The sequence below is a fragment of the Streptomyces sp. WAC06614 genome (genome assembly GCF_003949795.1).
GTDB lineage: Bacteria > Actinomycetota > Actinomycetes > Streptomycetales > Streptomycetaceae > Streptomyces.
Window position 1 is genome coordinate 22,437 of sequence record NZ_RPRY01000021.1, and the last position, 22,626, is coordinate 45,062.

At 74.1% G+C, this 22,626-nt stretch carries 20 protein-coding genes; 15 read left to right on the top strand and 5 right to left on the bottom strand.

Going from position 1 to position 22,626, the window contains the following annotated elements:
• The first annotated feature begins 10 nt into the window (after nucleotides 1-10).
• Complete coding sequence (locus EF918_RS04940; RefSeq protein WP_125641315.1) at nucleotides 11-1,096, top strand: branched-chain amino acid aminotransferase; 1,086 nt, start codon at nucleotides 11-13, stop codon at nucleotides 1,094-1,096.
• A 101-nt stretch (nucleotides 1,097-1,197) separates the two neighbouring features.
• Here EF918_RS04940 and EF918_RS04945 read toward each other — a convergent pair whose 3' ends face one another.
• A complete protein-coding gene (locus EF918_RS04945; RefSeq protein WP_125641319.1) occupies nucleotides 1,198-2,631 on the bottom strand; it encodes a cytosine permease in 1,434 nt (477 codons plus the stop codon).
• 160 nt (nucleotides 2,632-2,791) lie between these two features.
• Here EF918_RS04945 and ureA point away from each other — a divergent pair, with 160 nt between their 5' ends.
• From ureA to EF918_RS04985, 8 genes are all read left to right on the top strand, one after another.
• Nucleotides 2,792-3,496: an urease subunit gamma gene (ureA, locus tag EF918_RS04950; protein WP_125641321.1), complete on the top strand. Its 705-nt coding sequence runs from the start codon at nucleotides 2,792-2,794 to the stop codon at nucleotides 3,494-3,496.
• The gene (locus EF918_RS04955) at nucleotides 3,493-5,241 is read left to right on the top strand and encodes an urease subunit alpha (RefSeq protein ID WP_125641324.1); all 1,749 of its coding nucleotides are present in this window, start codon (nucleotides 3,493-3,495) and stop codon (nucleotides 5,239-5,241) included. The genes ureA and EF918_RS04955 overlap by 4 nt, the downstream gene beginning before the upstream one ends.
• A 154-nt stretch (nucleotides 5,242-5,395) precedes the next feature.
• Nucleotides 5,396-7,996: an agmatine deiminase family protein gene (locus EF918_RS37965; protein WP_125641327.1), complete on the top strand. Its 2,601-nt coding sequence runs from the start codon at nucleotides 5,396-5,398 to the stop codon at nucleotides 7,994-7,996.
• Nucleotides 7,993-8,949, top strand: a complete 957-nt coding sequence (locus tag EF918_RS04965) for an ABC transporter permease (protein ID WP_221889689.1) — start codon at nucleotides 7,993-7,995, stop codon at nucleotides 8,947-8,949. The genes EF918_RS37965 and EF918_RS04965 overlap by 4 nt, the downstream gene beginning before the upstream one ends.
• The gene (locus tag EF918_RS04970) at nucleotides 8,946-9,800 is read left to right on the top strand and encodes an ABC transporter permease (RefSeq protein ID WP_125641330.1); all 855 of its coding nucleotides are present in this window, start codon (nucleotides 8,946-8,948) and stop codon (nucleotides 9,798-9,800) included. Before EF918_RS04965 ends, EF918_RS04970 begins: the two co-directional genes overlap by 4 nt.
• Before the next feature lie 32 nt (nucleotides 9,801-9,832).
• On the top strand, nucleotides 9,833-10,891 hold the full coding sequence (locus EF918_RS04975) for an ABC transporter ATP-binding protein (RefSeq protein WP_125641333.1): 1,059 nt from the start codon (nucleotides 9,833-9,835) through the stop codon (nucleotides 10,889-10,891).
• Nucleotides 10,875-11,699 (top strand): ABC transporter ATP-binding protein, encoded by an 825-nt coding sequence (locus EF918_RS04980; protein ID WP_125641336.1) that lies wholly within the window; start codon nucleotides 10,875-10,877, stop codon nucleotides 11,697-11,699. The genes EF918_RS04975 and EF918_RS04980 overlap by 17 nt, the downstream gene beginning before the upstream one ends.
• A 57-nt stretch (nucleotides 11,700-11,756) precedes the next feature.
• Nucleotides 11,757-12,908, top strand: a complete 1,152-nt coding sequence (locus EF918_RS04985; RefSeq protein WP_125641339.1) for an agmatine/peptidylarginine deiminase — start codon at nucleotides 11,757-11,759, stop codon at nucleotides 12,906-12,908.
• An 11-nt stretch (nucleotides 12,909-12,919) separates the two neighbouring features.
• On the opposite strand, the gene EF918_RS04990 is transcribed toward EF918_RS04985, so the two are convergent.
• On the bottom strand, nucleotides 12,920-13,651 hold the full coding sequence (locus EF918_RS04990) for a hypothetical protein (RefSeq protein ID WP_125641342.1): 732 nt from the start codon (nucleotides 13,649-13,651) through the stop codon (nucleotides 12,920-12,922).
• 186 nt (nucleotides 13,652-13,837) lie between these two features.
• Here EF918_RS04990 and EF918_RS04995 point away from each other — a divergent pair, with 186 nt between their 5' ends.
• The 4 genes from EF918_RS04995 (at nucleotide 13,838) to EF918_RS05010 (ending at nucleotide 17,147) form a co-directional block, all read left to right on the top strand.
• Nucleotides 13,838-14,380 (top strand): GNAT family N-acetyltransferase, encoded by a 543-nt coding sequence (locus EF918_RS04995; protein ID WP_125641345.1) that lies wholly within the window; start codon nucleotides 13,838-13,840, stop codon nucleotides 14,378-14,380.
• Nucleotides 14,381-14,497: 117 nt separating this feature from the next.
• A complete protein-coding gene (locus tag EF918_RS05000) occupies nucleotides 14,498-14,839 on the top strand; it encodes a hypothetical protein (RefSeq protein ID WP_125641348.1) in 342 nt (113 codons plus the stop codon).
• A gap of 78 nt (nucleotides 14,840-14,917) precedes the next feature.
• A complete protein-coding gene (locus EF918_RS05005; RefSeq protein ID WP_125641352.1) occupies nucleotides 14,918-16,252 on the top strand; it encodes an FAD-dependent oxidoreductase in 1,335 nt (444 codons plus the stop codon).
• Nucleotides 16,253-16,307: 55 nt separating this feature from the next.
• Entirely contained in the window at nucleotides 16,308-17,147 is an 840-nt protein-coding gene (locus EF918_RS05010) for an SDR family oxidoreductase (protein ID WP_125641355.1), read from the top strand.
• Here EF918_RS05010 and EF918_RS05015 read toward each other — a convergent pair.
• Nucleotides 17,135-18,682 carry a glutamate synthase subunit beta gene (locus EF918_RS05015; protein WP_125641357.1) on the bottom strand — a complete coding sequence of 516 codons (1,548 nt, stop codon included), beginning with the start codon at nucleotides 18,680-18,682 and terminating at the stop codon, nucleotides 17,135-17,137. The two genes, EF918_RS05010 and EF918_RS05015, sit on opposite strands and share 13 nt — an antisense overlap.
• A 155-nt stretch (nucleotides 18,683-18,837) precedes the next feature.
• Between EF918_RS05015 and EF918_RS05020 the strand changes: the two genes are divergently transcribed.
• On the top strand, nucleotides 18,838-19,674 hold the full coding sequence (locus EF918_RS05020; protein ID WP_125641359.1) for a DUF4396 domain-containing protein: 837 nt from the start codon (nucleotides 18,838-18,840) through the stop codon (nucleotides 19,672-19,674).
• A gap of 40 nt (nucleotides 19,675-19,714) precedes the next feature.
• On the opposite strand, the gene EF918_RS05025 is transcribed toward EF918_RS05020, so the two are convergent.
• On the bottom strand, nucleotides 19,715-20,692 hold the full coding sequence (locus EF918_RS05025) for a hypothetical protein (RefSeq protein WP_125641361.1): 978 nt from the start codon (nucleotides 20,690-20,692) through the stop codon (nucleotides 19,715-19,717).
• Between the two features lie 155 nt (nucleotides 20,693-20,847).
• Here EF918_RS05025 and EF918_RS05030 point away from each other — a divergent pair, with 155 nt between their 5' ends.
• Entirely contained in the window at nucleotides 20,848-22,011 is a 1,164-nt protein-coding gene (locus tag EF918_RS05030) for an alpha-hydroxy-acid oxidizing protein (RefSeq protein WP_125641364.1), read from the top strand.
• A 27-nt stretch (nucleotides 22,012-22,038) separates the two neighbouring features.
• On the opposite strand, the gene EF918_RS05035 is transcribed toward EF918_RS05030, so the two are convergent.
• On the bottom strand, nucleotides 22,039-22,626 hold a 588-nt coding region (locus tag EF918_RS05035; RefSeq protein ID WP_312847810.1), incomplete at its 5' end, for an FAD-linked oxidase C-terminal domain-containing protein.

Consider the following 22,626-nt stretch of genomic DNA (forward strand, 5'->3'; position numbering starts at 1 on the left):
ACAAGCACTCATGACGACGCCCACGATCGAGCTCAAGCCCTCCTCGAACCCGCTGTCCGACGCGGAGCGCGAGGCGATCCTGGCCAGCCCCGGATTCGGCCGCCACTTCACCGACCACATGGTGACGATCAAGTGGACCGAGGGCCGCGGCTGGCACGACGCGGAACTGGTCCCGTACGCGCCGCTGTCGATCGACCCCGCGAACATGACCCTGCACTACGCGCAGACGATCTTCGAGGGTCTCAAGGCCTACCGGCAGCCCGACGGCACCGTCGCCACCTTCCGCCCGCAGGCCAACGCCGAGCGCTTCCAGGCCTCCGCCCGCCGCATGGCCATGCCCGAGCTGCCCACCGAGCTGTTCATCGCCGCCTGCGACGCCCTGATCCAGCAGGACCGCGCGTGGGTCCCGGACTCCGGCGAGGCCTCGCTGTACCTGCGGCCGTTCATGTTCGCCTCCGAGGTCGGCCTCGGCGTCCGCCCGGCCAACGAGTTCCTGTTCATGGTGATCGCCTCCCCGGCCGGCGCCTACTTCCCCGGGGGCGTCAAGCCGGTCTCCGTCTGGCTCTCCGAGGAGTACGTCCGCGCGGTCAAGGGCGGCACCGGCGCGGCCAAGACCGGCGGCAACTACGCCGCTTCGCTGGTCGCCCAGGCGCAGGCCGCCGAGCACGGCTGCGACCAGGTGGTCTGGCTGGACGCCGTCGAGCACCGGTGGATCGAGGAAATGGGCGGCATGAACCTGTACTTCGTGTACGGGGACCGCATCGTCACCCCCGAGCTGACCGGCTCGCTGCTGCCCGGCATCACCCGCGACTCGCTGCTGACCATCGCCCGGGACCTCGGCTACACGGCCGAGGAGGGACGTATCTCCACCGAGGACTGGAAGCGCGACAACGAGAACGGCACCCTCACCGAGGTCTTCGCCTGCGGCACCGCTGCCGTGATCACCCCGGTCGGCTCGGTCAAGTCCGAGCGCGCCAACTGGACCCAGGGCAACGGTGAGCCCGGCGAGGTCACCATGAAGCTCCGCAAGGCCCTGCTGGACCTCCAGACCGGCCGCACCCCGGACACCCACGGCTGGATGCACCCGCTCGGCTGACCGGACCGGGATACGGGTCCGTAGGCCGACCCGGACGTACGACGACGAGGCCCGCCCCTCGACCGGAGGGGCGGGCCTCGTCGTGCACCGGGCGCGGCGGCTCAGGCGGAGGCGGGCTCCGGCCGGCGCTCCGGCGCCGCGCCGGTGGCCGGCGGGGCGGTGCGGCGCACGGTCAGGGCGGTGTACACCAGGCCGCCGACCAGGCCCGACAGGATGAAGGAGCAGTCCACGCCACCGGTGAGGGCGAGCAGCGGGCCCTGGTAGAAGGGGGTGGTGACGGCGAGCAGGCCGACGCCCGCGCCGACCGCCCAGGAGACGGTGGCCCGGAGGTTCCAGCCGGCCCGGTACCAGTAGGCCCCGCCGACCGAGCGGCGGTTGAAGACCTGGAGCGCGTCGGCGTCGTACACGCCACGACATCGGACGTACCCGATGAGCGTGATCACGGCCCACGGGGTGCCGATGGCGGTCAGCAGCAGGACGAACGAGGTCATCGCGGACTGCACGTCCCACTCGAAGGAGCCGACGAAGACGAACGCGGTCGCGACGGCCGCCGCGACCAGCGTGGCCGTGCTCCGGGTGGCCCGCGGCACGATGGCGTCCAGGTCCAGGCCCATGGAGTAGAGCATCAGCCCGGCGTTGCCCACCGACCCGGCACCGGCCGCGACCAGCAGCGGGAGCAGGTACCACCCGGGGGAGGCGGCCACGAGCGGGCCCGCGTAGTCCTCGCCGGCCCGGGCGGCCAGGGCGGTGACGGTGCCGAAGAGCTGCGGCAGCAGCAGGCCCACGAACAGGCCCAGACAGGTGGCCCGCAGGACCGAGCGGGAGCTGTGCCGGCGCGGGGAGATGTAGCGGGTGTAGTCGCCGAGCAGGGTGATGAAGGCGACCGGCCCGCTGAGCCCGGCGGCGACGGCGGCGAGCAGCCAGGTCGGCCAGAAGGAGCCGAGCAGGTACGGCGTGTCCGGCGGGGCGGCGGTGGTGAAGTCGCCGGAGTACGCGTAGACGCCGATCAGCAGCAGGACCACCATGCCCACCGACAGCAGCTTGCTCATGCGCAGCAGCAGCCGGTAGCCGAAGACCGCGGCGACCACGGTCAGGGCGGCCAGCGCCCCGTACATCCCGGCGCGGGTGGCCCCGGTGTCCGGCAGGCCGGTCAGCCGGGCGAGCACGCCCACCATGACGTCGCCGCCGATCCACAGCGTGAGCGCCGTGTAGCCGAGTGCGAGCAGCAGGCCGACCACCGACCCGACGAGCCGGCCCCGGACGCCGAACTGGGCGCCGCTCGAGGTCGACAGGTTGGTGGCGGTGCGCAGCGACACGAGGGCGAGCGGCGCGGTGAACGCGATGCCGATCAGCGTGCCCGCCACGATGGCGGTGACCGACGGCCACAGCCCGAGCCCGAAGGACGGGGGCAGCCAGCCGAAGACGATCACACCGAGGCAGAGGTTCGAGCCGAGCAGGATCGACAGCAGATCACGGGGACCGCTGGTGCGCTCCTCGTCGGGGATCGTGTCGACTCCGCGCTGTTCTATCGGCATGGGGGGACTCCCGTGGCAGAGGACAAGGGACTGGGGGCGGGGGAGGCTCTTTGAGTGACACTCAATGTGACCTAAGGCCCTGTCTGCGGTCAATGGTTTCCAGCCACGAGGTGAAGAGTTAGAGTGATGCTCTAAACCTGTGAGCTTGGAGGTGGACGTCGTGCGCCTGACCCCTACGGAGCGCGACCGGCTGCTGCTCTTCGGAGCCGCGGAACTGGCCCGTGCCCGCCGCGCCCGTGGCCTGAAGCTGAACGTGCCGGAGGCCACGGCGCTGATCGCCGACACGGTCTGCGAGGCGGCCCGGGACGGCAAGCGGCTCGCCGAGGCCATCGAGGCCGCGCGCAGCGTGCTGGGCCCGGACGACGTGCTGCCCGGCGTCGCCGACGTGGTCACCGAGGTGCACGTCGAGGCCGTCTTCGACGACGGGTCCCGGCTCGCCGTGGTCTCCGCGCCCATCAAGGGCGCCACCGGCCTCGGCGAGGACGCCCCCGGCGCGGTCGTGCCCGGCCCGCAGACACCGGCCCCCGCACCGGAGCTGACGCTGACCGTCCGCAACACCGCGACCGTGCCGGTCAGCGTGACCTCCCACTTCCACTTCTTCGAGGCCAACCCGCGGCTGGACTTCGACCGGGCCGCCGCCTACGGGATGCGGCTGTGCGTGCCGGCCGGCTCGTCGGTGCGGTTCGACCCGGGCGGCGAGGCCGAGGTGGGTCTCGTGCCGATCGGCGGGGATCGGGTCGCCATCGGTTTCGCCGGGTTGGTCGACGGTCCTCTGGACGCTCCCGGCGCCAAGGAGGAGGCGCTGCGGCGGGCGGTGGCCTGCGGTTACCTGGGTACGGACGGCACAGAAGGAACTTCGCGATGAGCAGGCCCACCAGGCACAGCGACCACTGTGCGCCCGGCAGTCGTCACATCGATCCGCACGAGTACGCCTCGGTGTTCGGCCCGCGTGCCGGGGACCGGGTGCGGCTGGGGGATTCGGGGCTGACGGTCCGGGTGGAGTCGGACGCGCAGAAGCCGGGGGAGGAGTTCCTGGCCGGGTTCGGCAAGACCGCCCGGGACGGGCTGCACCTGAAGGCGGCGGCGGTCCGTGAGACCTGTGACGTGGTGATCAGCAATGTGCTGGTGATCGACGCGGTCCTGGGCATCCGGAAGGTGTCGATCGGGATCCGGGAGGGCCGGATCCACGCGATCGGCCGGGCCGGCAACCCCGACACCCTCGACGGCGTGGACGTCGTCGTCGGGACCGGCACCTCGATCGTCCCCGGCGAGGGCCTCATCGCCACCGCCGGCGCCGTGGACACCCACGTCCACCTGCTCTCGCCCCGCATCATGGAGGCCTCGCTCGCCGCGGGCGTCACCACCGTCATCGGCCAGGAGTTCGGCCCCGTCTGGGGCGTCGGCGTCAACTCCCCGTGGGCGCTCAAGCACGCCTTCAACGCGTTCGACGCGTGGCCGGTGAACATCGGTTTCCTGGCGCGGGGTTCGTCCTCGGACGCGGCGCCGCTGGTGGAGGCGCTGGCCGAGGGCGGGGCGTCCGGGTTCAAGGTGCACGAGGACATGGGCGCGCACACCCGGGCACTGGACACGGCGCTGCGGGTGGCCGAGGAGCACGACGTGCAGGTGGCCCTGCACTCCGACGGGCTGAACGAGTGCCTGTCGGTGGAGGACACCCTGCGGGTGCTGGAGGGCCGCACCATCCACGCCTTCCACATCGAGGGCTGCGGCGGCGGACACGTCCCCAACGTGCTGAAGATGGCGGGTGTGCCGAACGTGATCGGCTCCTCCACCAACCCCACCCTGCCCTTCGGCCGGGACGCCGTCGCCGAGCACTACGGCATGATCGTCTCCGTCCACGACCTCAAGCCCGACCTGCCCGGTGACGCGGCCATGGCCCGCGACCGGATCCGGGCCGGGACGATGGGGGCCGAGGACGTCCTGCACGACCTCGGCGCGATCGGCATCACCTCTTCCGACGCCCAGGGCATGGGCCGCGCCGGTGAGACCGTGCGGCGCACCTTCGCCATGGCGGCCAAGATGAAGGCCGAACTCGGCCCGCTGGAGGGCGACGGCGACGGCGACGACAACGCCCGGGTGCTGCGCTACATCGCCAAGCTGACGATCAACCCGGCCATTGCCCACGGTCTGGCCCACGAGATCGGCTCGATCGAGATCGGCAAGCTCGCCGACATCGTGCTCTGGCGCCCGCAGTTCTTCGGCGCCAAGCCCCAGCTCGTGCTGAAGTCGGGCTTTCCCGCGTACGGGGTCACCGGCGACCCCAACGCCGCCACCGACACCTGCGAACCCCTCGTCCTCGGACCCCTGTTCGGTGCCCACGGGGCGGCTCCGGCCGATCTCTCGGTCGCGTTCGTCAGCCGTGCCGCAGCCGAGGCGGGCTCCGCCGGGGCGCCGTACGACGCTCTGACCACGCGTCGGCGCCGGGTCGCCGTCCGCGGCACCCGCGGCATCGGACCCGAGGACCTGGTGGCCAACGCCCGCCTCGGGGAGGTCCAGGTGGATCCCCGCACCGGCCTGGTCACCCTGGACGGCGACCCGCTGCGCTCCGGCCCGGCCGAGCAGATCTCCCTCAACCGCCTGTACTTCCTCTGAGTGACGAGCACACGGAGACGCCCGGACGCCCGGACGCCCGTGAGTCCGCGCTGCCCGCCTCACCGCCTCACCGCCGCATTTCCCTCTGCCCCCACCCTTGACTGAAATTTCAGTCGACTGCCAGACTCCGTCGACGCGAGAAACGAGACACCGCATGGCTGATTACCGTATGCCCGCCGAGTGGTCCGAGCACGAGGGCTGTCTGATGGCCTGGCCCACCCGGGAGGACCTGTGGGGCAGTGTCCTCGCGGCCGTGAAGGAGGAGTACGCCGAGGTCGCCCGCGCCGTCGCCGCGTTCGAGCCGGTGACCGTGGTCGCCCCGCCCGGGCACGGCGAGGACGCCCGCGCCCACTGCGGGGACACCGTCACCGTCATCGAGCTGCCCCTCGACGACTCCTGGTTCCGCGACTCGGCCCCGCTGTTCGTCCTCGACGGCGACGGCAACCGCGCCGGCGTGGACTTCCGCTTCAACGCCTGGGGCGGCAAGCACCACCCGTGGGACGCCGACGACCGCATCAGCGCCCTGCTGCTGGAGCGCCTCGGCATCGAGCGGATCGCCTCCCCGATGATCCTCGAAGGCGGTGCGATCACCGTCGACGGCGAGGGCACCCTGATCACCACCGAGCAGTGCCTGCTGCACCCCAACCGCAACCCCGGCATGAGCCGCGCCGAGATCGAGGCCGAGCTGAGGGACCGGCTCGGGGTCGGCAAGGTCATCTGGCTGCCGTACGGAGGCCTGCTCGACACCGAGACCGACGGCCACGTCGACGGTGTCTGCGCGTTCGCCGCGCCCGGCACCGTCGTGGTCTCCCTCCCCGCCGACCCGGACCACCCCGACCACGCCCGGATGCGCGCCAACCGCGCGGTGCTGGAGGCCAGTACCGACGCCCGGGGCCGCCGCCTGGAGATCATCGAGGTGCCGCAGACCGCCTTCGCGGACCTGGCCGGCGGCGAGATCGAGGTGTCCTACCTCAACTACTACGTCGCCAACGGCGGCGTCGTGGTCCCGGTGGCCGGGCTGCCCCAGGACGACGAGGCCCTCGCCGTGATCGCCTCCGCGTACCCCGGCCGCAAGGTCGTCGGGGTGCGGGCCCTCGCCCTCGCCTTCGGAGGCGGCGGGATCCACTGCATCACCCAGCAGGTCCCCCGCCCGCACGGCACCGCCGTCCTGGCCGCCCTGGCCCTGCTCCCGGCGTGCTCGGGCCCGCCGAAGAACGAGGGCACGGCCCTGACCGGGGCCCGGCTGTCCGCCTCCACCCCCGTCGCCCAGGGCGAGATCGACTCCTTCACCTGGGCCGTCTACGCCGAACCGCCCACCCTCGACCACACGATGGCGTTCGACTACCCGCAGAACACCGTCCTGTCCAACGTGTGCGAGAGCCTGATGCGCTGGACCCCGGGCCTGACCACCGAACCCGGGCTGGCGCAGAAGGCCTCGAACCCCGACCCCACCACCTGGGTGTACGACCTGCGGCCGGGCGTACGCTTCCACGACGGCAGGGAAATGACCGCCGACGACGTCGTCTTCAGCCTCGGGCGGCAGAGGGACCCCGACAACGCCGCCGCCTGGGCCCAGGTGTTCCAGAACGTCGCCTCCGTCACCCGGAGCGGCCCCCTCCAGGTCACCGTCAAGCTGAAGAGGCCCGACTCCCAGTTCCCCCAGTACATGGCCACCGCGGCCGGAGTCGTCGCCTCCAGGGCCGGCGTCGAAGCCGCCGGCAAGGACTACGGCACCAGCGGCGGTCTCGCCTGCACCGGCCCGTTCAAGCTCGGCACCTGGCACAAGGGCCAGTCCATCGAGTTGGAACGCTTCGACGGCTACTGGGGCACCCGCGCCAAGGCCAAGAAGGCGGTCTTCCGCTTCCTCACCGACCCCTCCGCCCGCACCAACGCCATGCTCAGCGGTGAGGTGGACGGCGGCTACCTCATCCCCACCGAGAGCTACGCCCGCCTGCGCGCCGGCGGCGTCGGCACCCTCTACTTCGGCGAGGGCCTGAGCACCGTCAACGTCAACGTCACCAACATGCAGGGCCCGCTCGGCGACGTCCGGGTCCGCCGGGCCCTGTCCCTGGCCCTGGACCGCACCGGCTTCGTCAAGGCCGGCCTCGGCGGGGCCGGCACCGCCACGAACTCCCTCACCCCACGGGCCGCCTGGGCCGCCGCCCCCGAGAAGACCCTCAAGACCGCCTTCGACGGGCTCCCCTCCAGCGCCCAGGACATCGAGCAGGCCAAGGCCCTGGTCCAGCAGGCCGGCGCCACCGGCAGGACCCTGACCATGGCCACCAGCTCCATCGGCCAGGACGTCTCCCTCCTCGCCACCGCCGTCCAGGCGGCCGGTACCCGGATCGGCCTGGACATCCGGCTGAAGACCATCGCCCCCAACGCCTTCACCGCCCTGTTCACCGACCCGCAGGCACGCGAGGGCATCGACATGTTCCCGCTCACCTACTACGACTCGATCACCGACCCGCTCGACCTGCTCACCAACTTCCGTACCGGCGCCTACCTCAACTTCGCCGGCTGGAGCGACCCGGCGTACGACCGCCTCGTCGACGAGGCGACCGCCGCCTACGAGCCCGGACCGCGGATGGACACCGTGGCGAAGCTCCAGCGGCAGGCCGCCGAGCAACTGCTGTGGATCCCCGTGGCCGAGTGGCCCACCGCCCTGTTCCTGAACAAGCGGATCACCGGCGCCCCCACCACGATCGCGTACATGTACTACCCGTGGGCCGCGGACGTGGGGGCGGCACAGTGACCCTCGCCCGATTCGCCGCCCGCCGCCTCGCGGAGATGGCCGCCACCCTGCTCGCCGCCTCGTTCGTGGTCTTCGGGGCCATGTACCTGGCGCCGGGCGACCCGGCCGGCTTCCTCCTCGGCGGCCGGTCGGCCTCGCCGGAGGCGCTCGCCGCCGTCCGGGCCCAGTACCACCTGGACGACCCCTTCCTCGTCCGCTACGGCCGCTGGCTCGGCGACGTCCTCCACGGCGACTTCGGACGGTCCCTCACCTACCGCACGGACGTCTCCCGGCTGCTGGCCGACCGGCTGCCCACCACCCTGCTCCTCGTCACCATGGCCCTCGTCGTGGTCGCGGTCGTCGGCCTGCTCCTGGGCCGGCTCGCCGCGGTCCGCGGCGGAGCCACCGACTCGGCCGTGCTCGTCGGCACCGCCCTCGCCGTCGCCACCCCCTCCTTCGTCGCGGCCGTGCTGCTCCAGGGACTGTTCGCGGTGAAACTGGGCTGGTTCCCCAGCAGCGGGGCCGGCGACGGCCTCCTGGACCGGCTCTGGCACCTCACCCTCCCCGCCCTCGCCCTCGCCCTCTTCCTGATCGGCCTGCTCGCCCGCGTCACCCGCTCCGCCATGTGCGAGGCGCTCGACAGCGAGCACGTCACCGTCGCCCGCAGCCGCGGCGTCCCCGAACGCCACATCGTCCGCCGCCACGTGCTGCGCAACTCCCTCGGCACCGTCCTGACCACCGGCGGCCTGATCGTCTCCACCCTGCTCGTGTGCACCGTCCTGGTGGAGAGCGCGTTCAGCGTCGGCGGCATCGGACAGCTCCTCGAACTGTCCACCAGCACCAAGGACTTCCCGACCGTCCAGGCCGTCTCCCTGGTGATCGTCGCCCTGTTCATGGTGGTGAACCTGGTCGTGGACCTGCTCCTGCCGCTCGTCGACCCCCGGGTCACCCTCGCCACCGGGGCCGCCGGATGACCGCCGTCCTCACCCGCAGAGGCGGCCTGTCCCGCATCCGGGCCACCGGCTCCCCGCTGCACCTCGCCTGCCTGGGGTTCGTCGGCCTGGTCGTCCTGGCGGCGCTGCTCGCGCCCTGGCTGGTGCCGCACGACCCCAACGCCGTCGACCTGGGCGACACCCTGGCCGGTCCCTCCGCGGCCCACCCCTTCGGGGTGGACGCCGCCGGCCGGGACACCTTCTCGCGGCTGCTGCTCGGGGCACGGACCTCGCTGCTCGGCCCGCTCGGCGTCGTGGCCTTCTCCACCGTCGCCGGAGTGGCCGTCGGCACCGCCGCCGCCTGGCGGGGCGGCTGGCTGGACTCGGTCCTGTCCCGCAGCACCGAGCTGGTCCTCGCCTTCCCCGGCATGCTGCTGGCCATCCTGATCATCTCCGTCCAGGGGGAAGGCCTGCTCGCCCCGGTGATCGCCCTCGCCGTCGCCTACCTGCCCTACGTCGGCCGCCTCACCCGCACCCTGGTCCTGGCCGAACGGGCCCGGCCGTACGTGAGCGCGTACCGGGTCCAGGGCCACTCCGCCCTCCAGATCTGCCTGCGCCACGTCCTGCCCAACGTCGCCCCCGTCGTCCTCGCCCAGTCCACCGTCAACTTCGGCTACGCCCTCATGGACCTCGCCGGGCTGTCCTTCCTCGGACTCGGTGTCCCCGCGCTCACCCCCGACTGGGGCCGCATGGTCTTCGACGGCCAGACCGCGATCCAGCACGGCTACCCGCTGTCCGCGATCCTGCCCTGCGCCGCCGTCGTGCTGACCGTGGTCGCCTTCAACGTCGTGGGCGAGCGCTGGGCCGACCGGGTCGCCGGGAGGAACCGTTGAACACACCGTCGAACACACCGTCGAACACGCCGATGAGCACCCCGCCGACCACACCGCTCAGCACCCCGACGACCACGCCGACGGGCGCACCGCCGGACACACCGGTGACCACTCTGGAGATCCACGGCCTGCGGATCACCCTGCCCGGCACCGCCCGCCCCGTCCTGGACGGGGTCGACCTCACCGTCGCACCGGGCGAGACCGTCGCCCTCGTCGGCGAGTCCGGCTCCGGCAAGAGCCTCACCTCCCGCAGCGCCCTCGGGCTGCTGCCCCCGGGAGCCCGGACCGAAGGCGCCGTACGGGTTTGCGGCCGGGACGTGCTGGCCATGAGCGCGGCCGAGCTGGGCGGCGTACGCGCCGGCACGGTGGCCATGGTCTTCCAGGACCCGCGCGCCGCCGTCAACCCGCTGCGCCGCATCGGGGACTTCCTCACCGAGAGCGTCGTCCTCACCGGCACCATGACCAGGGCCGCGGCCACCGACCGGGCCGTCGCACTCCTGCACGCCGTCGGCCTCGACCCGGCCGTCCTGCGGAAGTACCCCGGCCAGGTCTCCGGCGGCATGCTCCAGCGCGTGGTCGTCGCGGCCGCCCTCATGGGCGACCCCGCGCTCCTGCTGGCCGACGAACCCACCACCGCCCTGGACGTCACCAGCCAGGCGGAGGTGATCGCCCTGCTGACCGCCCTGCGGGAACGCTTCGGCACCGGACTGCTGTTCGTCACCCACGACCTCGACCTCGCCGCCGCGACCGCCGACCGGGTCTACGTGATGTACGCCGGGCGCATCGCCGAGACGGGCCCCGCCGGGGACCTCTTCACCCGCCCCCGCCACCCGTACACGGCCGCCCTGCTCGCCTCCACCCCGCGGATGCACGGGCCCCGGGGCCGGCTCGCCGCCATCGAGGGGCAGCCACCGGACCTGCGGGAGCCGCTGACGGGCTGCGCCTTCGCCGCCCGCTGCCCGCTCGCCACGGAGATCTGCGACCAGCAGCCGCCGCTGCCCGCAGCGGCCCCCGGCCGCCCCGGGCACCGGGCCGCCTGCCACCACAGCGACCGCCTCGACAGGAGCACGGCCGATGCCCGACCGCACTGACCCGGCCGCGGACCGGCCGTACGTCCTGGAGGCCAGGGGACTGCGCCGCACCTTCGACGCCGTCCACGCCGTGGACGACGTGACCTTCGCCCTCCCGGAGGGCGGCTCCCTCGGCATCGTCGGGGAGTCCGGCTCCGGCAAGACCACCACCGCCCGCATCGTCGTCGGCCTCGAACGGGCCGACGCGGGCGAGGTGCTGGTACGCGGCCGCCCCCGCGCGGTCCGCACCCGCGGCCGGGCCGCCCGGCTGGCCCGCGCCCGGGAGGTCCAGATGGTCTTCCAGGACCCCTACCTCTCCCTCGACCCGCGCACCGCGGTCGAGGAGACCCTCCGCGAGACCCTCGCCCTGCACTTCCCCGGCCGCGACCGGACCGCGCGGGTACGGGAACTGCTCGACCAGGTCGGCCTCGGCACCCGGGCCGCCACCGCCCGGCCGGGGGAGCTCTCCGGCGGGCAACGCCAGCGGGTGGCCGTCGCCCGCGCCCTGGCCGTCGAACCGGCCGTCCTCGTCCTGGACGAGGCCGTCGCCGCCCTCGACGTCTCCGTACAGGCCCAGATCCTCAACCTGCTGGCCGACATCCGGGAACAGACCGGGATCGGCTACCTGTTCATCACCCACGACCTCGGCGTGGTCCGGTGCGTCACCGACGAGATCCTCGTCATGCGCCACGGAAGCATCGTCGAGCGGGGCGCGACGGACCAGGTCCTCGCCGCGCCCCGGCACCCGTACACCCGGCTGCTGCTGGACTCCGTACCCCGCCCGGGCTGGGACCCGTACGCCATCGCCGAGGCCCGGCGCGCCCTTTAGCCGTCCGACCGGCCCCGCCCCTCCCGCGGGGAGTCGGAGCATCGAAGGAGACCCCTCATGGACGAGCACGCGAACGACCGGCCCCGCGCCGGGATCGACCGGCGCGGCTTCCTGGCCGCGGCCGGCCTCACCGCGGCCGGGGCCGCCCTCGCGGCGGCCGGGACCCCGGCCCGGGCCGTGGCCCGCCCGGTCACCGCCGCGGGCACCTTCCGGGTGCCGATCGAGGACGTCCGCCACACCCGCACCTGGATGGCCTGGCCGGACAGCACCGCCATCTGGGGCGGCAAGCTCTCCGGGGTCCAGTCCGACATCGCCCTGATCGCCCGCACCATCGCCAAGTACGAGCCGGTGTACCTGTGCGCCAACTCCGCCGGTGCCGCCCGGGCCCGCTCGCTGTGCGGCCCGACGGTCACCGTCCTCACCTCGATCCCCGTCGACGACTGCTGGATGCGCGACACCGGCCCGGTCTTCCGCACCGACGGCGCGGGCGGCCTCGACGCGGTCGGCCTGAACTTCAACGGCTGGGGCAACCGGCAGACCCATGCCAAGGACGCCCTGGTCGCGGGCCGGATCGCCGCCTACGCCGGGGTCCCGTTCAGCACCGCCGGCCTGGTCGGTGAGGGCGGGGCCGTCGAGCAGGACGGCGCGGGCACCCTCATGGCCACCCGCAGCAGCCTGGTCAACGCCAACCGCAACCCCGGGAAGTCCGAGGCGCAGATCGAGGCCGCCCTGCGCACCGCGTACGGGGCCTCGAAGGTCATCTGGTTCGACGGCGTCCGCGGCCAGGACATCACCGACGACCACGTCGACGCCACGTCCCGCTTCCTCGCGCCCGGCAGGGCCCTCGTCCAGATGCCGCTGTCCACGGACACCGACGTGTACGCCAAGGACGCCCGGCAGCAGTACCAGATCCTCTCCACCGCCACCACGGCGAGCGGCGCCCGCATCACGGCCGACAAGCTCCAGGGCCCCGACTACTACAGGATCCGCTCGGCCGACCCGAACTTCCTCGCCTCCTACGCCAACTACTACGTGTGCAACGGCGCCGTGATCTCGGCCCACTTCGGCGACACCCGTGCCGACGGCGCGGCCGTCGCCACCCTCACCCGCCTCTTCCCCGGCCGAGTGGTCGAACGGCTCGACATCGACCGGCTGGGCACCGGCGGGGGCGGCATCCACTGCGTCACCCAGCAGCAGCCGGCCCCGTAGCGGGAGCCGGATCAGCCCGACGCCGCCCAGGCCGTCGCCAGCCCCTCCAGCCAGGCGGGCGGCAGCTCGGCGGCGTCCCATTCCTCCCGCAGCTGCGCCCCCACCGCGTCGAGGCGCTCCAGCACCGCGACGCTGGTGGGGGAGTGCAGCAGGGAGTAGCGGCCGTGGATCGCGGTGGCGCTGCCCGGCCCGTACTCCGCGTACAGCCGTTCCAGGCGGGCGCGGTGCTCGGTGGCGAACGCGTCCAGACGTCCCGCGTACCCGGCCCGCTCCCTGGCGCCCATCGTGCCGAGGACCGCGGTGAGCACCTGTTCGGAGACCTCCGGGTCGAGGTCGGAGACCTCGGTGAACGACAGGTACGACCGCAGCACGGCCACCTTCGCCCGCTCCAGGTCCATCCGCCCGACGGGCCGCCGCGCCTCCGGCTCCCCGGCCGCCCGGTCCTCGCCCAGGACCTCGCGCAGCGCCCGCCCGGCGAGAACGCCGAGCGCCTCGGTGACGGCCCCCGCCCCGTCGAGCCAGCCGGCCGTGTACAGCTCGCCCTTCCCGTCCGGCGCGCTCCCGGCGGTGCCCGCGATCCCCGCGTGCGCGCCGGCCAGCGCGCCGGCCTCGACGAGCCCGATCAGCTCCTCCGCGTCGTCGGAGTGCAGGCCCGCCCGGCCGAGGAGCTGGACGAGCGTGGTCTTCGCGTTCAGGACGCTGACCGCGTCCAGTTGCTCCAGGCCTTCGCCGGCGCGGCTCATGGGGTCCTCCTTGGTCATCGGGGCGCCGGGTCGAGCCTAGTAGGCCGAAACCCGCGACACGTGGGGGACAGGAGGCCGAGGGGGCGGACGGGACCCCCGCCGAGGTCAGGGCCCCGGCACGGGGCGCCGCCCGCCCCACCGGATATTCGATTGCCGCGGCCCGGGCCGGCCGGATAGGAAGCTCGCATGCTGAGAGGAACCACGGTCGGGCTCCGGGCCCGGCACGAGGACGACATCCCGGTCCTGCGCACCGAGCTCTACGACGACGTGGTCAACGGTTCGCGGTCCGAGAGCGGCCCGTGGCGGCCGGTCACGCCCGGCTCGAAGGACCCGCGGCTCGTCGTGGACGACAAGGAGCAGCGCAGCGTCCCGTTCTCCGTGGTGGAGCTGGAGGGCGGCACCCTGATCGGCACCGCGACGCTGTGGGGCATCGACACCCACAACCGGTGCGCGCACATCGGCCTGGGCCTGCTGCCGTCCGCCCGCGGCAAGGGCTACGGCACCGACGTGGTGGCGGTGCTGTGCCACTACGGCTTCGTCGTACGCGGCCTGCACCGCCTGCAGATCGAGACCCTGGCGGACAACACCGCAATGCTGCGCTCCGCCGAGCGCAACGGCTTCGTCCGCGAGGGCGTGCTGCGTTCCTCTGCCTGGGTGCTGGGCGAGTTCCTCGACGAGGTGCTGCTCGGACTCCTGGCCCAGGACTGGAAGGCCGACCCGAGGGTCTGACAGGGGAGGCACCGAACGGATCGAGCCGGACGGCCGATTCGCATATGATCTTCACGCCCTCCTCGCGCGCACGGCGAAAGGGCTCCCCCGACTCCCCGCAGAACAGGCGGCTTTGCCATGCCCCGAAACCTCACGTTCGCTTCCGTCGCCCTGGCAGGCGTCCTCGCCGCCACCGGTCTGACGGCCGTCACCACCACGCCGGCCGCGGCCGCGCAGACCTGCCCCTGGCCGTACGTCTGCTTCCTCGACGGCAACGAGAACATCCTCACCATGTACAAGGACACCGGCTGGCAGACCACGAGCGCCAAGACCCGCACGGCCCGCTGGGTGACCAACGCGCGCCACGAGGACTGCGTGTACCTGAAGTACGCGAGCGGCTTCGTCGACAAGCTCCGCCCGGGGCAGACCTTCGGTCTCGGCGCCGGCGTCGTGGAGATCAACATCACCTACGGCTGCTGAGCCGGGCACCTCGGTAGAGTGACGCCGCGGCGGCCGCCGCAGGGGGCGGCCGCGCGGTCCGGGCGGAGGGGCGGTGCGATGACGGAACGTCACGCGGTGGTGGTGGGTGCCGGGATCGGAGGGCTCACGGCCGCAGTCGCGCTGCACCGCCGCGGCTGGCGCGTCACCGTCTGCGAACGCGCCCCCGAACCCCCCACCACCGGCGCCGGCATCGGCCTGGCCCCCAACGCCCTGCGCGCCCTCGACGCCATCGGGACCGACGCCGCCTACGCCGTCGGCCGGGCCGTGCCCGCCACGATGGGCGTGCGCCGCAGCGACGGCCGGTGGCTCACGCGCATGGCCACGGCGGACATGGCGGCCCGCTACGGCGTGCCCCCGATCGCCGTACCGCGGCCCGCCTTCACCGCGGCCCTGGCCGCGGCCCTGCCGCCGGGCACCGTGCGCCACGGCACCACCGTGACGGCGGTGGACGACGCGACGGGCCGTCCCACCGTCCGTACGACGACCGGCCGGGACGACCCCTCGGCACCCGCGGACCGGGCGGACCGGACGGATCAGGGGGAGCCCGTGGGCCCCGCCGATCTGGTCGTCGCCGCCGACGGCATCCGCAGCCCCCTGCGGCGGGCGTTCTTCCCGGCCCACCCCGGTCTGCACCACCTCGGCGAGACCGCCTGGCGCGCCCTGGTGGACGCACCGGACCTGCGGGTCCCGGCCATGAGCGAGACCTGGGGCAGCGGCGGGCGGTTCGGGGTGACCCCGCTCTCCGACGGCCGGTACTACCTCTACGCCACCGCGACCGTACCGCCCGGCACCCGGGCCGCCGACCCCCGCACCGCCCTGCGGCGCCGCTTCGGCACCTGGCACGACCCGATCCCCGCCCTGCTGGACCGCGTCGACCGCCTCGCCCCCGGCGACGTCCTCCAGAACGACCTCTACGACCTCGCCGCCCCCCTGCCCGCCCTGCACCACGGCCGGATCGCCTGGCTCGGCGACGCCGCCCACGCCATGGCCCCCAACCTCGGCCAGGGCGGCTGCCAGGCCATCGAGGACGCGGCCGTCCTCGCCCACCTGCTGCCCGCGGGGGACGGCCCGGCCGGCCCGGACGCCGTCCCGGCCGCCCTCGCCGCGTACACCGCCGCCCGCCGCGACCGCACCGACGCCGTCCGCCTCCGTGCCCGCCGCGTCGGCCGCCTCGGGGCCCTGCGCCACCCGCTCGCGGTCGCCGCCCGCGACCTCACCGTCCGCGCCACCCCCACGTGCCTGGCCGTCCGGGGCCTGGACGACCTCTTCGAGGGCTTCCACCTCCCGGCACATCCCAGCAGTCGCAGCCCCACGCGCCCGGTCGTGCCCCCGCGCGCCCGCGCACGCACCCGCAAGGACCCTGACCCCGGGGCGACCCCGCCCCGACCATGAACCAGGTCAGCACCGCGGCCGCACGGGCGGTCACGAGGACACCACGGGAGCGACGATGGGCAGACGCTGGCTGGTCACAGGATGCTCCTCCGGCCTGGGCCGCGCCCTGGCCACCGCCGCGGCCGCGGCCGGGGACCGCCTGGTGGTCACCGCCCGCAGGACCGAGGACCTGGCCGAGCTGGCCGGGGCCTGGCCCGGCCGTATCGTCCCGGTCCCCCTGGAACTGCGTGACGAGGCCTCCTGCGAGGCGGCCGTCCGTACCGCGGCCGACACCCTCGGCGGCATCGACGTCCTGGTCAACAACGCAGGCGTCGGACTCTTCGGCGCGGTCGAGGAGGTCTCGGACACGGAGTTGCGCGACCAGCTGGAGATCCTGCTCGTCGGCCCCTGGCGGCTCACCCGCCTGGTCCTGCCGCTGATGCGGGCCCAGGGCCACGGCCACGTCCTGAACGTCTCCTCGGTGGCGGGCCGGACGGCGTTCCCAGGCCTGGCCGCCTACGTCGCCGGGAAGCACGCCCTGGAAGGCATGAGCGAATCCCTGGCCGCCGAGGCCGCTGCGCACGGCATCCGTGTGACCGTGGTCGAACCGGGCATGTTCGCCACGCGCTACGGCACCTCCCTGGCAGAGGCGCGCCACCGGACCACCGCCTACGACGCGACCACCCGCGACGTCCTGGACGGCACCCGCGGCCTCGCGGAGAACCCGGAGACCGGCCGCCCCGAGGACTTCGCGGCCCGGGTCCTCGACATCGTCGCCACCGACGCCCCCACCCCGTTGAGGATCCCGATCGGCGACGACGCCTACGGGTACGTGGAAGCGGCCCACCGGACGGCCGACGAGGAACTCGCCGCGGCCCGCCTCCTCACGCTGCGCCGCCGCCCTCAGTCGAGGTAGCGCATCCTGCCGAGGGCCGACATGGGCCGGTCGTGGGCGCCGACCGGGGCCGGCAGGCACGTGGAGCCGGTCAGATGGCGGTCCACGGCCGCGGCGGCCGCGCGGCCCTCGGCGATGGCCCACACCACCAGCGACTGGCCACGGCCCGCGTCACCGGCCACGAACACCCCCGGCGCCCGCCCGCCGGCCGCCGCGAAACCCGCGTCCCGGGCGAAGTTCCCGCGCTCGTCGAGGTCGAGCCCCAGCCGCTCCCGCAGGCCGCCGGCCCGCTCCGGGCCCGAGAAGCCGAGGGCCAGCAGGACCAGGTCGGCCGGCACCACCTGCGCGGTGCCCGCCACGGGCGTACGGCCCACCGGTTCGACCGCGGTCAGGCGCAGCGCCCGTACCCGGCCGGCCGGGTCCCCGTCGAAGCGCAGCGTGGCGGCGGAGAACAGCCGGGGGTCCCGGCCGGCACGACCGCGGGCCTCCTCGTGCGCGTGCGAGATCCGGTACACCTTCGGGTACACCGGCCAGGGATCCTCGGCCGGGCGCTCCGGGCCGGGCTCCGGGTTGATGTCGAGCTGCACCACGGACAGCGCGCCCTGCCGCAGCGCCGTCCCGAGGCAGTCGGAACCGGTGTCACCGCCGCCCACGACGACGACCCGCCGGCCCCGGGCCGACAGGGGCGACTCGGCGCAGTCGCCCTCCTGGACCCGGTTGGCCCAGGTCAGGTAGTCCATGGCCGGGTGGATGCCGTCCAGGGTCCGGCCGGGGACCGGCAGCTCCCGGTGCTCGCCGGCACCGACCGCGACCACGACCGCGTCGTACCGGGCCCGCAGCGCGGCGGCATCGACCCGGCCGCCACCCGCGCCGGTGCTCCCGCCCTCGCCCTCGTCGCCGTGGCCGACGTCCGCCCCGGTGACGAACTCCGTTCCCTCGGCGGCCATCTGCGCGATCCGGTGGGTCAGCAGCCCCTTCTCCATCTTGAAGCCGGGGATGCCGTAGCGCAGCAGCCCGCCGAGCCGGTCGGCCCGCTCGTAGACCGTCACCCGGTGGCCGGCCCGCGTCAGCTGCTGCGCCGCGGCCAGTCCGGCCGGTCCCGACCCTATGACCGCCACGGAGGTGTCCGCGCGCCGCTGCGGCGGCCGGGGCACCAGGTAGCCGAGGCGCAGACCCTCGTCGGCGATCGCCTGTTCGACGTTCTTGATGGTCACCGGATCCGCGTTGATCGCCAGGACGCAGGCGTCCTCGCAGGGGGCCGGGCACAGCCGTCCGGTGACCTCCGGGAAGTTGTTGGTCGCGTGCAGGCGCTCGTACGCGGCCGGCCAGTCGCCCCGGGCGGCGTACGCGTTCCACTCCGGGATGAGATTGCCCAGCGGGCAGCCGTTGTGGCAGAAGGGGATCCCGCAGTCCATGCAGCGGCCCGCCTGCCGCGAGACGAGCGGCAGCAGCATGCGCCCCGCGTGGATCTCGCGCCAGTCGCCGAGCCTCTCCTCGACGGGACGGGCGGGGACGGCCTCGCGGGGGATCCGGAGGAAGCCGAACGGATCGGTCACGCGCCACCTCCCGTTGCGTGGCGGTCCGCCCAGCGTACGCCGGACCCCCGCCGCCCACCCGGCGGCCACCGACCGGTGACCGGCCGCCTGCGGAAGGTGACCGGGCGACGGTGTGTCGGCCCTGCGGCCGGGGCATCGGCACGCATGATGGCGGGATGAGCGGCAGCGCGGCGGACGTGCTCATGTACGTCTGGTTCTTCCTGGCCGGCCTGTCCACGGTCTACGTGGCCGTCGACGCGTTCACCAGGAACCCCGAACTCACGGTGATGAAGTGGGGCTGGGTCCTGGTCACCCTCTACATCGGCCCGATCGGCGCGTCCCTGTACGTGCTCTCCTGCAAGGAGCCCCGGCCGGGCACCCACGAACGTTTCGTCGCGCCGCTGTGGAAGCAGGCGCTCGGCTCGACGATCCACTGTGTGGCCGGTGACGCCACCGGCATCATGGTGGCGGCCGTCGCCGCGTCGCTGCTGGGCCTCCCGCCGTGGGCCGACGCCCTGCTGGAGTACGGGGTGGGGTTCGGCTTCGGGCTGCTGGTCTTCCAGGCGCTGTTCATGCGGGACATGCTCGGCGGCAATTACGCCGCGGCCGTGCGGTCGACGGTGTTCGCGGAGTGGCTGTCCATGAACTGCGTGATGGGCGCCATGGTGGCGGTGAACGTGATCGTCCGCAGCCATGTGCCGGGCGCCCGTGACGTCGCCGACGTCCGCTTCTGGGCGACGTTCTCGCTGGCGGTCCTGGCCGGGCTGGCCTTCGCCTACCCCGTGAACGTCTGGCTGGTCGCCCACCACCTCAAGCACGGGATGGGCACCGTACGCGCCCTGGGCGAGGGCGGTGAGCCGCTCCCGGCACCCGCGCCGACGGCGGGGGACGCGGCGATGGAGATGCCGCCGTCCGACGTGACGGCGGAGCAGAAGGCCGCCATGGCCACGCTGACGCTCGTGTTCCTCGCCTCGGGCGTGCTCCTGGCAGGGATCTTCGGCGGCCTGGCCTGAGGGGGGCGCGCCGGCGGGGACGACCGCGCCGGCGGGCGGGTCAGTCGGGCAGCTCCGTCGCGATCCGCACCAGCCAGTGGGTGAGTTCGGCCGTGTCGTCGTACGTGGTGTGCGCGGGCCCGTCCGGCGACCAGCAGCCGTCCGGGGCCTGGGCGGCCAGGAGGTGGTCGGTGGTGCCGGCCGCGAGGTCCGCGTGGCGGGGGTCCCCGGTACGGCGCGCCAGGACGGCCGCGCCCCAGGCGACCTTGTGGCTGAACAGGGTCGTGCGCAGGTTCTCGCCGCAGGAGAGGGCGTAGTCGGCGTAGCCGACGGCGGCGGCGAGCACGTCGTCGTCCCCGGTGGTCTCGGCCAGCCGGGTCAGGAACGCGATCGGGTACCCGATCATGAAGTACGGCTGCCCCGGCGCGCCGGTGGTCAGCACGTGCAGCGGTGAGTCGTCGTCCGCCAGCGGCCCGCCCGCGTCGGCGCGCAGCAGGAACCGCGACCGCGGAGCGGGCTGGGCGCGCAGGAGCGAGGCGAGCCACGCGCCCGCGCCCCGGGCGGTGGGCAGGTCGCCGAGGGTGAGGGCCACCTGCCCGATGTGGGCGGTGGTGATCGCGTCCGCCGGCGCCGCCCGGCGCGGGGCGAAGCCGCCCGAACCGTCGACGGCATAGCCCAGCAGATGGGCGTAGGCGCGCCGGGCGGTGCCGTACCGGCCGAGCTGATGCGCGCCCAGGGCCAGCCAGCCGTTGGGGTAGCACCAGAACTCCTGGAAGACCGGGTTGGCGCTCTTGAGGCCGCTGCCGGTGACGAAGTCGGCGTCCGGGGTGGCGAAGCGGCCCTCGGTGAAGTCCAGCACGCGCCGCGCCTGCCGGGGGAAGCCCGCGGCGGCCAGGGCCGCGGGGGACTTGTAGTAGCAGGCGAGGTCGTCCTCGCCGTAGGAGCCGTCGGCGCCGATGCGCGCCGTCAGCCATTGGGCGCCGCGCCGGGCCGCCGCTTCACAGGCCTCGGCGCGGCTCGTCCGGTGATCCGTCGTCATACGGCCACTCTCCCAGGGCGGATGCGTGGCGGTCGACGCACACGCCCCGGCCGCAAGGGCGCTTTGACGCGCGCGCGGCGCGCGCGGCTACGCTCCGAGCCGGCAGCGCACGCACGCAACCCCCTGCCGGGGACCCACGAGAAGGGCGCGTACCCGTGAACCAGCACTTCGGCGACTACCAGAACGAGATCTACCTCGACGGCCTGCGCGGGGTGCCACCCACCCTGCCGATGGCCTTCACGGAGCTGGAGGCGAGGGCCGAGGCCGCCCTCCCGCCGTCGGTGTGGTCGTACGTGGCCGGAGGCGCGGGCGCCGAGCACACCCAGCGGGCCAACGTCCGCGCCTTCGAGCGGTGGGGCCTCTACCCGCGGATGATGGCCGGCGCCGCACGGCGCGACCTCACGGTGGACCTGTTCGGGCTCACCCTCCCCTCGCCGCTGTTCATGGCGCCCGTCGGCGTCATAGGACTCTGCGCACAGGACGGCCACGGTGACCTGGCCACCGCCCGCGCCGCCGCCCGTACCGGCGTGCCGATGATCGCCTCCACGCTGAGCGTCGACCCGCTGGAGGAGGTGGCGGCCGAGTTCGGCGGCACCCCGGGGTTCTTCCAGCTCTACACCCCCACCGACCGCGACCTCGCCGCCAGCCTCGTCGCCCGCGCCGAGGCGGCCGGGTTCCGGGGCATCGTCGTCACCCTCGACACCTGGATCACCGGCTGGCGCCCCCGCGATCTGGCCACCGGCAATTTCCCCCAGCTACGGGGCCACTGCCTGGCCAACTACTTCACCGACCCGGTCTTCCGCGCGCGGCTGCGCACGAGTCCCGAGGAGGATCCGGGCAGCGCCGTCCTGGAGTGGGTGGGCCTCTTCGGCAACCCGCTGACCTGGGACGACCTGCCGTGGCTGCGCTCGCTGACCAGCCTGCCGATCCTGCTCAAGGGCCTCTGCCACCCCGAGGACGTACGCCGGGCCCGCGACGGCGGCGTCGACGGCGTCTACTGCTCCAACCACGGCGGCCGGCAGGCCGACGGCGGCCTGCCCGCACTGGACGCCCTCCCGGGCGTGGTGGAGGCCGCCGACGGCCTGCCCGTCCTGTTCGACTCGGGGGTGCGCAGCGGGGCCGACGTGGTCAAGGCGCTCGCCCTCGGCGCGACGGCGGTGGGTGTCGGCCGGCCCTACGCGTACGGGCTCGCCCTGGCCGGCACCGACGGCATCACCCACGTCCTGCGCACGCTGCTCGCCGAGGCCGACCTGATCATGGCCGTGGACGGCTACCCGACCCTGGCCGCCCTCACCCCGGAGGCCTTGGTCCGGCTGTGACCGGCCGGGCCGGCCTGACCGGCCGGATCAGCCGACGAGGACGCCCGGGTTGAGGATCCCGTGCGGGTCCAGCGCCTCCTTGGCCGCGCGCAGCGCGAGCGCGAAGGGGTCGGGGCGCTGGCGGTCGTAGGCGGGGCGGTGGTCGCGGCCCACGGCGTGGTGGTGGGTGATCGTGGCACCGTGCCGGTGCAGGACCTCGTTCGCCACGGCCTTGAGGTCGTCCCACACCGCGACCTCGTCGCCGGGCCGACCGGCGGCGAGGACGGTGAAGTAGGGCGCCGCTCCGTCGGGATAGACGTGCGTGAGGCGGCAGTTGACGATCGCGGGGTGCCCGGTGGCCTTGAGCGCGGCCGCGCCGACCTCGCTGCGGACCGCCTCGATCAGCCCCGGGACCCGGTCCCAGGTGGCCGCCGTCTCGAAGGTCTCCGCGACGACCCCCATCCGGGCGAGGCCGTCCCGCAAGTACGGCATCCGCAGGAACGCCGCCCGCCAGGCCTCGACGGCCCCGTCCCCGGAACCCCCGGCCCCGCTGCCCGCACCGGCCCCTTCGGCGCGGGCGGCCCGGCCCGCCCCGTCCGCGCCGAAGGGGCCGGTGCGGGCAGCGGGGCCGGGGGT